Raw genomic sequence first — 11,683 nt, 5'->3', positions numbered from 1 at the left:
ATCGGCTATTCAAAGTCCGTATTTTTTCATCTTGTTATATAGCGTTTGGCGTGTGATACCCAACTGTGCTGCAACAGCGGAAAGATTACCGTTACATTTATCTAATGTTTTACATATCATTTGTATTTCCATTTCTTCGAGAGTGGATGCGGAAATTTCAGAACTATTATTCCGATGCGATAATTGGAATAACTCTGGCGTGAGAAAAGCACCATCGCAAATGATAATTGCTTTTTCAATGGTATGTTCCAATTCTCGGATATTACCATACCATGGGTGATGTATCAATTTTTCTTTAGCGGAATTTTCTAGATTAGCGGGAATTTTATTATATTGTTTACAGAAATGTGCAATGAAACGTTCAGCAAGAGGAATGATATCTTCTGGGCGTTCGCGAAGGGCTGGTATCTCCAAATGAATGGTGTTGATTCGATAAAGTAAATCTTCTCGGAACTCTCCTTTAACTACCATTTCTTGCAAATTACGGTTAGTGGCACAGATAAGGCGGATATCTATTGGAATAGAGGTATTACTGCCTACACGTACGATGCTCCGGTGTTGTATAGCAGTCAGTAATTTAGCTTGCAAATGATAGGGAAGATTACCGATTTCATCAAGGAAGAGTGTACTGTGGTCGGCTGCTTCAAATTTTCCGGTACGGTCGGTATGGGCATCGGTGAAGGAACCTTTTAAATGTCCGAACAGTTCACTCTCGAAAAGACTTTCGGTGATTGCTCCCATATCCACACTTATTATTTTCTGCCCTTTGCGTGAAGAAAGGGCATGAATTTCCCGGGCAAGCATTTCTTTACCGGTACCGTTTTCGCCTGTGATGAGAATATTGGCATCTGTTATAGCCACTTTCTCTACCAGCAAACGGAGTTGTTGCATAACGGGACTTTCACCCCAGTACATGGAAGATGGTATGGTGTCTTGTTTCCCAGTAATTCTCCGTATACCGGGTTTATTAGAATTTTCCGTTGCATTCAACAACGTTTTTACTAATTTTTGATTATCCCAGGGTTTTACAATGAAGTCAGTAGCTCCCTCTTTAATACCGCGTACGGCGAGATTTATATCAGCGTATGCGGTGAAAAGAACAACAGGTAATGAAGGGCATTGCTTTTTGACTTCATGTAACCAATATAATCCTTCGTTACCGGTATTAATGCCGGAGGTAAAATTCATATCGAGTAACAGGACTTGCCATTCTTCTTCATGTAACATGTTTGAAAGGGTAATAGGTGACGAAAGGACAGCAATTTTGGCAAAATAGGGCTTTAACAAGAGTTGTAAAGCAGTCAGTACACCCCGGTTATCATCAACGATAAGAATATTTCCGGATTTTTTCATATATGAGGAATTATATTTGTAAGGACAAATATACTTTATGTTTTTGGGAAAATAAAAAAGTTAAATAAGTTTTTCTTTTTCACATATAGACACAGACTACAGTAATTGCAATTTTAATCCGAAAGATAAACTCAGATAATCTTTCGGTTTTAGATATTTATTGGTGGCAGCACTTATGACATATAGGTCGCAGGTACTAAATTCATAAAAGAAAGTAATGGCTTTTGCTGTAAATCTGCGATGCGGATCAATGTCATATGTGATACGTTGGCCAAGAAATATATGGAAACGTACTTTAGATGAAAAACCGTAATAACCTTTGGGATAACGGTCTGGTTCGTGTGTCCAGAATTCATCACCAAATACGGTATTTAGATACATACCACATGTGAGTGGTTCGGCGGAGAAACGACTTTCCTTGATCTGAAGACTCCACGGAATATAATTCTGTTTCAGGGTAAAAGTCATTTTTGTATGGTTGGATTGATATTTGGGAAGGACACCCAAGAAAAGATCTGTTTCCCACTGGTTATGCTTTCCATAATCCCATCCTGTACCGAAGGATAACAAACCCATATTTCCGGCAAATTGTATTTTGGTATGTGTTGGAATGAGTGCTTCCCAATGTTTACGATAGCGATGTACACGACGATCGTAGCGATTATGGCGGATAGGAGTTGTCATAATAGTATCCGCTTTATTATATTTCATCCATATTGTATCATACTTTATAATAAAGACTGTATCTTTTTCTTGTGCAAATAAAGGCATGCATTCCAATAATAACAGGCAGGTTAAGATACCTATTATCCTATATATATTAATAGTATACCACTTCGCGTTCATATCCGTCTGGTTTCAGGGTGAATATATAATAACTACGATGTTTCATGCAATCGCTCATATAATATATAATTCCGTCTCCGAAGAGGTTTTCCTCAAATAGGCGGTGTTCGTGGGCAGCAGTGCAAAATTGTATACCGGGATATTCGGTTATATAACGGTGGAATACTCGTGCCACATTGTTGTTAAATTGATCAGCGTAAGGACGAACATGCATGGATATAACTGTTTTATCAAATTCACTTTGTCGTTCGGTAATCTCTTTTTCCATGAAAGTAAAATCAGGAATGGGACATGAATAGTCAAATTCCATTGCATTGGTATTCAGACATACAAATTTTACTCGTCCGGCAATGAATGAGAAGTTCGGATCACCAAATATAGCACGATATGCTTCCTCACCTGTACCCAAACAGTCATGATTGCCAATAAGAGTTACGTACGGAACTTTAAGTTTGTTCATAATATCGCGTTGCCAAAGAAATTCGTCTGTAAGTCCGAAGTCACTCATGTCTCCGCTATGGATAACAAAATCTATGTCATCTCGTGCATTTAGGCTATTTACGAAATCTACAGTTTCGTCATACCAACGTTGAGAATCGCCCATCGTTACAAAACGGAGTGTTGTTTTACCTTTACAATTTTCTTCTATTTGGGTGATGTTATGAGTATTTACATCTGTTTCACCTGTAATGCGGACATCGTAGGGATGATAGTCTATCAAATCACAGCTACCCATAAATAGGTAGAAAGTGAAAAATAACATGAAGTGGACTAATTTCATATATATGTGTGTGTTTAAGAAAACTGGCGGTAAAGATAGAGTTTTATTTCTATATGCTAATTGCCGTATTTTCTTTTTTTCTGTTCTTTAATGATAATTTTCTGGTGTAATGCCAGTAATTTGTCATTTTTTTATGTCTAAATATTAGACGGTATTGTCTAATAATTAGACATATTTCATTTTATAAGAATAGTGTTTATATTTGAAAATCAATGTGATATCTGTTTTGGCATACTTTCTGCATTAAATTAAAGCAGGAAAGTGATAAAACAATATAAAAAATGAAACAAATCTATTATGTAATCCAAACGTTACTTCATGGACGCAGTTCGAACATTATCAAGGTAATTTCTTTGGGATTGGGGCTGACAATGAGTATTTTACTATTTGCTCGTGTGGTTTATGAACAAAGTTTCGACAAATGTTATCATGATTATGATAATTTGTATCAGATATGGTCGGTCTTCACGACTAATGGTGAGAAGCATGAACCGTCACAGGCAAACTGTGGTCCGGTAGCGGGAGCTATACTTGAAAATTTTTCTAAAGAAGTGGAATCTGCTTGTAGTATGGCTGAATGGCCGGTTGCACAACCGCTTTATAACGGTAGTATACGCTTTGATGACCAGAAAGTAGTGGCTGATTCGCTCTTTTTTCGTACTATGGGAATTGAGGTATTGAGTGGCAATCCGGAACGTGACTTGATTCAGCCTGACGTTATCTTCCTGAGTGAACGTTTTGCGAAGAAGATTTTCGGTAATGAGAATCCTATTGGGAAAGTACTTAGTTATGACCATCGTATAGATTTGACAGTGAAAGGTACATATGTTACATTGCCGGAGAACGCTACCGCGAATCCCGAAGGGGTCATATCTCTGCCCACTATCTGGAGCCGTGGCTGGGGAAATTATTCGTGGAGTGGTGGAGATAGTTGGAAAGAATATATTCGTTTCCGTCCAGGTGCAGATCACTCGGTAGTAAATAAGCGAATTGATGCGATGATTGATAAATATCGTCCGGCAGAAGATAAGAAAGTATTTGGCTATACTGCTTTCATTCAGCCTATCCGTGATACTTATCGCGGATATGAAGACGTGCGCCGCATGACAAGTATTATGAGTATTCTGGGATTTGCTATTCTTTTCATTGCTACATTGAATTATGTACTTATTGCTATTTCTTCTCTGAGCCATCGTGCCAAGTCAATAGGTATACACAAATGTAGTGGTGCCGGTAACGGTACTGTTTTCTGTATGTTTCTTTTGGAGACAGTAGTTATCATTTTGGGTGCTTTATTAATAATGGTGTTATTGTTATTGAATTTTCGTGATTTTGTGGAAGATACTGCAGTAGCAAAACTTTCCATGTTATTTGCACCGGAGCGTATCTGGGTACCGTTCATAGTAGTGGGCATACTATTTATTGTAGGTGGTGTATTACCGGGACGTTTATTTTCACGTATACCCGTTTCGCAGGTCTTTCATCGTTATTCTGAAAGTAAAAAAGGTTGGAAGCGGCCGTTACTTTTCATCCAGTTTGCAGGTGTGGCTTTTATTTGTGGATTGATGTGCGTGGTGATGGCGCAATATAACTATATGTTGAATAAAGATATGGGTTATAATCCTCGGCGTTTGGCAATAGGCGAACTTTATTTAGGGGAAGAAAGAGCACGTGATGCCGCTTATCAGTTTTTTAAAGGATTACCTTATGTAGAGGCGGTGAGTAGTGCTGAAGGTACCCCCATTTATGGTTATAGTGGTAACTTTATCAATGATGAAACGGGTAATTCATTATTTTCCACCCGTTATTGCTATTATATGCGTGAAGATTATCCGGCATTGATGGGAATGATTTTCAAAGCAGGGCGTATGGCTCGTACCGGTGATGAAGCGGTAGTGAATGAGACTTTTGCTGAATGGATGCATTGGGGGAATGATGTAGTGGGACGTACTATTTCTACAGGCGGAGAGAATTTCAAAGTGACTGGGCTACTGAAAGATTTTCAGATACAGACTTTTACAAGTGAAAAAAAACCTTTTATGGCGATAGGTAAGAAACCTTTCTACGGTGTAGTGCATCTTCGCCTGAAAGAACCTTTTATCGATAATCTCCAAAAACTGAATAAGGCAGCCAAAGAGGCTTTCCCTGATAAGACTATTGATTTTGGTAACTACCAACAAGTGATAACGGATCAATATAATAGTGTTCGTGTATTCCGCAATGCTACATTGATGGCAGCAATGACCATGTTTTTCATTATGCTAATGGGATTAATAGGTTATACAACCGATGAGGTACATCGCCGTTCAAAGGAAATTGCCATTCGCAAGGTGAACGGAGCTGAAGCAAGTATGATACTGGAACTTCTTTCACGTGATATACTCTATGTAGCTGTTCCGGCAGTATTCATCGGTACCATTGCCGCTTGGTATGTCAATACGCTTTGGATGGAACAGTTCACGGAACAAATTCCGCTCGGTTGGATTGTATATGCGTTGGTACTGATTGGCAATCTGGCAATCATTCTTGGTTGTGTTCTGTGGAAATCATGGTGGATTGCGAATGAGAATCCCGTAAACAGTATTAAGAGTGAATGATATTTGAAATAATAAACTATTCTTGCCTTCCTGAAGGGAAAGGAGGAATAAAAAAATGATATTATGATTGAAATTGGCAACATCAGTAAAGTATTTCGTACTTCAGAAGTAGAAACAGTAGCATTGAACCACGTAAACCTTGAGGTGAAGGAGGGAGAATTTGTAGCTATTATGGGACCATCGGGGTGTGGCAAGTCGACCTTGCTGAATATTCTCGGTTTACTGGATAATCCTACGGAAGGCAGTTATAAACTGTTAGGCCAGGAAGTGGGTAATTTAAAAGAAAAAGAACGTACCCGTGTTCGTAAGGGAAAATTGGGATTTGTATTCCAAAGTTTTAACCTGATAGATGAACTGAATGTATATGAGAATGTAGAGCTTCCTCTTACCTATTTAGGTGTGAAAGCGAGTGAACGTAAACGTATGGTAGAAGATATTCTTAAACGTATGAACATCAGCCATCGTGCCAAGCATTTTCCCCAGCAACTCTCTGGAGGGCAACAACAACGTGTAGCTATTGCCCGTGCAGTAGTTACCCATCCGAAACTGATACTTGCTGATGAACCGACTGGTAATCTGGACTCCAAGAATGGTGCCGAAGTTATGAATTTATTGACAGAACTGAATAAGGAAGGTACTACAATTATCATGGTGACACACTCTCGGCATGATGCCAGTTTTGCGCATCGTACGATACATTTGTTTGATGGTAGTGTGGTGGCAAGTATAGTGGCACAGGAAACTTGCGTTTAATCTGAAGGATACCTTATGAGACAACTCTATTATAGTGCATTGATGTTGTTGCGTGTGTGGAAAATATAAAGTCGGTTGACCCACTATTATATTCCCAATTGATCCATCAAAAAAACATTGGATTTATGGAAAGAAAAATGCATTTTAACCCGGGTTAGTTTCAATTATAATTATCTACAGTAGATGTTACTTCTTTTTTGCATTCATCTTTCTTACAGAATCTCCTGTAAGTTCAATTTTGTGTGCAGTATGTACAATCCTGTCCAGGATTGCATCAGCTACGGTAGGATCACCAATTGCATCATACCAGTTTTCAACGGGAATCTGTGATGTTATTATGATTGATTTTAATCCGTGTCTGTCTTCTATTATTTCCATAAGAATGGACCTTTCCTTCGCGTCCAGCCCTATAAGAAACAGATCGTCAAGAATCAACAGTGGGCACTTTTCAATTTTTTTCATCTCAGATTCTATAGTTCCCTTGTTCTTGGCTATTTTAAGCTGTCCCATAAGCTTTGACGCATTGGAATATACAGTTCTGATTCCATTTTTACACGCTTCATATCCTATGGCTGAAGCTATATAGCTTTTGCCTGTTCCGGAGCTGCCTGTGATAAAATATTTTGTCCGTCTCTTATAAAATCTAGAGAGGCAAGTCTCTCGAGCTGGTTCCGGTCAAGGCTACGTTTTATTGTATAGTCTATTTTCTCCATATATGCCTTATATCTGAAGTTTGCCGACCTTATTAGTCGCTCAATACTTACATTGTGTCTGTAATCATACTCGCTTTCTAGAAGCCATTTAAGGAACTCATCGTTTGTCATACCATCAGAGGATGTAGTCCTGCAGTCGTTTCTGTATGTTTCAAGCATGCCGTAAAAACGTAATTTGGAGAGTAGTTCCATTATTCTGTCCATATTTTTTCCGACAGTTCTGTTTATTTTATTGTTACTTGTCATTTTCATCATTGTTTTTAGAGTTAAAATAATCCTTACCTCTGAGATTTTTATGTTTAGGAGTAAGTTCAGGAACCTGTCCTTCCATTTGGACATGATACTTTTCATCTTCCCTGTTTATCAGAATACTTTCAAGTTCATTGTATCCGAACATGTTGGATTCCATTGCTATCTGGCATGCAAGAACCATTCTGTCGTGTCCGAAACGTTCAACAAGACTTAATATACCATCGGCTGAACGTACGGCTTGAATCGGATATTTTTTGGCAACGGCCACTAGTTTTATGTACTCTTCCACTACCGAATCGATTTCACGTGCCTTACGGTATATATCATCCATTCTGCTTCTGTATTCATGTAGTACTCCCGGAAGTTTGTGGGACGGTTTTTCCGAATACGTGAAAGGTGTATCATCCCTGCGGTGTGTCGTTATGTGCCTGAATTTATGATATATTTCCACTGTATCTCCATCATATAGTAATTCTACAGTATCGCCGATATACTCTTTAGGGACACTGTAATAGTGATTGTTAAGCGATACATAACTGTTTCTCATGACAGTTGCCGTTTTCCTGTTTTTTGATATAAACCTTGTGGCGGGCAAAGTGTGCAGCCTGTCTTTCTCGACTTCAAGGAAACGTTCCCTGCGGCTGTAACTGCGATTGTACATCTTACGGCTGTTCAACGCATCCGTATGTTTCATTATCTCTATGTTCAGGGCTTCAAGATCATCACATTTCAATCCCGTCATCCTTGAATAGACCTCCCTGTAGAGCAGTCTTACGGCATTCTCAACCAGAGCCTTGTCTTTTGGCTTACGTACTCTTGCCGGAAAGACAACACAACCATAATGGTCTGCAAATGCAGCAAAGTCGTCATTGATTACAGGTTCAATCCCTCCGGGCTTTGTTACGGCAGACTTGAGATTGTCGGGAACTATGGCATTGGGTACACCTCCAAAATAATGGAAAGCATTTTCACATGCCTGGATAAGATATTCTTTCTTCTGCGATGGTACAGCCTCATAATAAGTAATCTGGCTGCACGGAAGTATGGCAGCAAAAACTTCTACGGGAACCTTATCACCTGTCTTTTCGTCTGAAAGATAAAGTTTGTCACCGGCAAAATCCACATACATCTGATCACCGGCTATATGGTCTATGCGCCCAACGGGCACTTTTACTTCTCTTTCACGTCTGAGATATAGGCAAAAAGAACAATAGCTGTAATCTTGAGGACGATTTTTCAGATACTCCTCATACAAGGACCTTCTTGTTGTTCCACGGGATTTAAGTCGTTTAATGTACTCAGGTATATGTTCTTCAAGATACTTATACTCTGCAGATCTGACTGTTTCATTATCAATATCTGCACCAAAAAGTTCATGCAGATGCTGTTCGTCCATTTTCAACAGACGATCCAGTTCTATACCCATATCTTCATATATACGGATATACCGTTTGACTGTATTACGTGAAATCAGAAGAGAAGAACTGATACTTCGGATACTCATTCCTGACTGATAGCAACGAAGTATGTGCTTGATTCTTATTTTCATTCTTTAAAAAATTATTTGGTAAATTATACCGGGTTAAAATGCTTTTTTTAAAGTAAAAAAACAAGATTGGAATATAAGTATTCTATAGGGGTCAATTTTTATTATAATTTCAGTGGATCAGTTGCGATTATAAAGGTGGGGCAAATGGATTTTATAATAGTGGGTCAACCGACTTTATATTTTCCATTCATTTTTTGCCCTTATCATTTTCGCAAACATGAAACTGCTCCATTCAGAGATTTTGAGCGAAATAACAGTTGTATATGCCGGATTGATCGCCATCACATTAGCTACAGTCTCCTTTATCTTTTATAAGTGGAAACACTAAATCGATTATATATGGCAACAATGAAAGTTAAATTTCGTGCATCTTCTATTTCAACGAAAGAAGGCACATTATTCTATCAAGTGGTTCACGGACGTGTAGCACGTCAAGTTAACACCGGTTACAAGGTATATCCCTGTGAATGGGATTCCGCTCATGCGGAAATCGTTTTTCCGCCCGGCATCGGGGATAGCCGCAGCAATTATCTTGCATCATTGAAAGAGATTTTGTATGCGAACACCAAACGGTTCAGGAATATAATCGCACGTCTGGAGCGTGCCGGTGAGGACTATACTGCCGAAGACGTGCTGAAATGCTATCTCACACCTTCGGAGGGCAAGGGCTTCATTTCTTTTGCCCGTGAAGTTATCCGGCAGATGGGACAGATCGGGAAACCCCGTACTGCAGAACGGTACACGGTTGTCACCAGAAGTTTCGAGCGTTTTTGTGGCGAAAATGATGTGTTTCTCGATGAAGTTGATTCCGATTTGATGGTACGCTATGAAAACTTCCTGAAAGCGGCAGGGGTGTGTCCCAATACCACATCCTATTATATGCGTGGCTTGCGAGCCATCTACAACCGGGCCGTCGAAAAGGAACTGACCGTACAACGCTCTCCGTTCAGACACGTTTATACGGGTATCGACAAGACGGTCAAGCGGGCTGTTCCGCTGAATATCATCCGTCAGATCCGTGATTTGGACTTGACTCTTTCTCCGGCGACCGATTTGGCAAGGGATGTCTTCATGTTCTCGTTCTACACACGTGGAATGTCATTCATTGACATGGCATTTCTCAAGAAAAAAGACCTTCAGAACGGAATACTCTCTTATCGCAGACAAAAAACCGGGCAGCAGCTCTCCATTAAATGGGAGAAACCCATGCAGGAAATCATCGACAAATACGACATCGCGGACACTCTCTATCTGTTGCCTATTATCAAGAATATGGAAGTGGATGCACGAAGACAGTACAAGAATGCGGCTCATTTGGTCAACGACAAGTTGAGGAAGTTGGGCGAACAACTGGGATTGGCAATTCCGTTGACCACATACGTGGCGCGTCACGGTTGGGCTTCCATTGCCCGGAGTAAGAACATTCCGCTTCCAATCATCAGTGAAGCGATGGGACACGATTCCGAAAAGACCACGCGCATCTATCTCGCTTCGTTGGATACTTCTGCCGTTGACAAGGCAAACAGCCAGATACTCAAGGCTCTGTAAGGACTATGATAGGATGAAAATCTGCTTCAGTTTGATACAGCCGGATAAGTAAAATCGGACAAAAATCTATTGTGCAAATCCCTAAATCTCCTTTTAAGAGAATTATTTTATGCCACAAAAGTACTGAAAAATGCAAGAAACCGCCAAACAAATGAAAACAAAATAATCGGTAATATGATGATTTTCTTCATCTAAACCTAAAGATGTCAAGCGATATTAGGCTTTTCACACTGTTTTTATGATATAAAACACTTGATTATCAATCTACAATAAAATCCCTAATTCTCTTAAAAGGAGATGTATCAATGGGCAGACGTTTACAGGGACACACTCGCGTTTCTCAAAATAGGAACGAAAGAGGATTGGGTGTCAATTTCTTTGAGTGGTTCCTGAAAGACGTATGAAACATGGTTAAAAGAAGTGCTTCTCAAAATATATAGTTGTTGGGTAGTAGCTTCATTCTCTCTATAAGAGAATGACTGCATGGAAAGAATTGCGTGATTTATAGGTGATAACCGTATCAAAACGGATGTTGCTTTCGAATTGTACAGTTGCTATGCTTAACAGAGTCTGTATAAATTAGCATTCTCTGTCGAAGAACAATTCCTGTTTATCAATCAGTTGAATCCTATTTCACGTATTCATATTTCTCTTATAGAGAGATGTTGCGGATAAAGAGTGAAACTGAAATAAATATAAATAGGAAATGAAACGTGCGCTTTTATTATTTATGATAGTCGTCTCCTGTGTCTCGCAGGAACTTTGTGCGCAGAAGGTGGGTGTGAAAACCAATCTGGCGGCAGATTTTACGTTGAATCCCAATATAGGATTGGAGGTAGGTCTTGCTCCCAAGTGGACACTGGAAGTGGATGGCCAGTTCAATGCGTGGACAATCTCAAACGACAAACGCTGGAAGCATTGGTCAGTGCAGCCCGGAGTCAGGTATTGGCTATGTGACCGCTTTGGTGGCTCCTATTTCGGAACCTATTTGCATGGCGGACAATATAATGTCGGCGGCATCAATCTCAATGTAAATTTTCTTGGAACGGACTTCCGTAAACTGAAGGACACCCGCTATCAGGGGTGGTTCATCGGAGGCGGTGTGTCATACGGTTACGCTTTTGTACTTGGCCGGCATTGGAACCTGGAAACGGAAATAGGTATCGGTTATTCCTACACCCGTTACGACCGTTTCCGGTGTACAGGATGCGGAAAGAAGGTTGAAACGGACAAGCCGCATCACTACGTGGGTCCCACGAAAGCGGCCATTAACTTGGTTTATCTATTCTAA

General features: G+C 39.8%; 8 protein-coding genes and 1 pseudogene. 4 read left to right on the top strand and 5 right to left on the bottom strand.

Annotated features, from left to right (window positions below):
- Window positions 1-9 precede the first annotated feature (9 nt).
- The 3 genes from C1A09_RS06900 to C1A09_RS06890 all read right to left on the bottom strand — a co-directional run bounded on the left by C1A09_RS06900 (window position 10) and on the right by C1A09_RS06890 (window position 2,980).
- Window positions 10-1,353: a sigma-54-dependent transcriptional regulator gene (locus C1A09_RS06900; RefSeq protein ID WP_101542916.1), complete on the bottom strand. Its 1,344-nt coding sequence runs from the start codon at window positions 1,351-1,353 to the stop codon at window positions 10-12.
- Between the two features lie 96 nt (window positions 1,354-1,449).
- Entirely contained in the window at window positions 1,450-2,199 is a 750-nt protein-coding gene (locus C1A09_RS06895) for a hypothetical protein (RefSeq protein ID WP_101542915.1), read from the bottom strand.
- Window positions 2,174-2,980, bottom strand: a complete 807-nt coding sequence (locus tag C1A09_RS06890; protein WP_245874971.1) for a metallophosphoesterase family protein — start codon at window positions 2,978-2,980, stop codon at window positions 2,174-2,176. Before C1A09_RS06890 ends, C1A09_RS06895 begins: the two co-directional genes overlap by 26 nt.
- Before the next feature lie 281 nt (window positions 2,981-3,261).
- Between C1A09_RS06890 and C1A09_RS06885 the strand changes: the two genes are divergently transcribed.
- Together C1A09_RS06885 and C1A09_RS06880 are read left to right on the top strand one after the other, a co-directional pair.
- A complete protein-coding gene (locus C1A09_RS06885) occupies window positions 3,262-5,577 on the top strand; it encodes an ABC transporter permease (protein WP_101542913.1) in 2,316 nt (771 codons plus the stop codon).
- Window positions 5,578-5,640: 63 nt separating this feature from the next.
- The gene (locus C1A09_RS06880; protein ID WP_101542912.1) at window positions 5,641-6,330 is read left to right on the top strand and encodes an ABC transporter ATP-binding protein; all 690 of its coding nucleotides are present in this window, start codon (window positions 5,641-5,643) and stop codon (window positions 6,328-6,330) included.
- A 186-nt stretch (window positions 6,331-6,516) separates the two neighbouring features.
- Here C1A09_RS06880 and istB read toward each other — a convergent pair.
- Window positions 6,517-7,202, bottom strand: a pseudogene (gene istB, locus C1A09_RS06875) (IS21-like element helper ATPase IstB).
- A 76-nt stretch (window positions 7,203-7,278) separates the two neighbouring features.
- The gene (istA, locus tag C1A09_RS06870; RefSeq protein ID WP_101542911.1) at window positions 7,279-8,844 is read right to left on the bottom strand and encodes an IS21 family transposase; all 1,566 of its coding nucleotides are present in this window, start codon (window positions 8,842-8,844) and stop codon (window positions 7,279-7,281) included.
- 339 nt (window positions 8,845-9,183) lie between these two features.
- On the opposite strand from istA, the gene C1A09_RS06865 reads away from it, so the two are divergent.
- Together C1A09_RS06865 and C1A09_RS06860 are read left to right on the top strand one after the other, a co-directional pair.
- Window positions 9,184-10,392: a tyrosine-type recombinase/integrase gene (locus C1A09_RS06865; protein WP_101542910.1), complete on the top strand. Its 1,209-nt coding sequence runs from the start codon at window positions 9,184-9,186 to the stop codon at window positions 10,390-10,392.
- A 706-nt stretch (window positions 10,393-11,098) separates the two neighbouring features.
- A complete protein-coding gene (locus C1A09_RS06860) occupies window positions 11,099-11,683 on the top strand; it encodes a DUF3575 domain-containing protein (protein WP_101542909.1) in 585 nt (194 codons plus the stop codon).

Origin of the sequence: Bacteroides cutis, from assembly GCF_900241005.1 — a bacterium.
In the GTDB taxonomy this organism is placed as follows: Bacteria; Bacteroidota; Bacteroidia; order Bacteroidales; family Bacteroidaceae; genus Bacteroides; species Bacteroides cutis.
The sequence above is the reverse complement of the archived record's forward strand: the minus strand, read 5'-3'. Positions and strand labels throughout refer to the sequence as shown.

What these genes read in the sequence shown, in the direction of transcription:
- C1A09_RS06885 (WP_101542913.1), top strand. Translation starts at nt 3,262, where the DNA reads ATGAAACAAATCTATTATGTAATCCAAACGTTACTTCATGGACGCAGT.
- C1A09_RS06900 (WP_101542916.1), bottom strand. Translation starts at nt 1,353, where the DNA reads ATGAAAAAATCCGGAAATATTCTTATCGTTGATGATAACCGGGGTGTA.
- C1A09_RS06895 (WP_101542915.1), bottom strand. Translation starts at nt 2,199, where the DNA reads ATGAACGCGAAGTGGTATACTATTAATATATATAGGATAATAGGTATC.
- C1A09_RS06890 (WP_245874971.1), bottom strand. Translation starts at nt 2,980, where the DNA reads ATGAAATTAGTCCACTTCATGTTATTTTTCACTTTCTACCTATTTATG.
- C1A09_RS06880 (WP_101542912.1), top strand. Translation starts at nt 5,641, where the DNA reads ATGATTGAAATTGGCAACATCAGTAAAGTATTTCGTACTTCAGAAGTA.
- istA (WP_101542911.1), bottom strand. Translation starts at nt 8,844, where the DNA reads ATGAAAATAAGAATCAAGCACATACTTCGTTGCTATCAGTCAGGAATG.
- C1A09_RS06865 (WP_101542910.1), top strand. Translation starts at nt 9,184, where the DNA reads ATGGCAACAATGAAAGTTAAATTTCGTGCATCTTCTATTTCAACGAAA.
- C1A09_RS06860 (WP_101542909.1), top strand. Translation starts at nt 11,099, where the DNA reads ATGAAACGTGCGCTTTTATTATTTATGATAGTCGTCTCCTGTGTCTCG.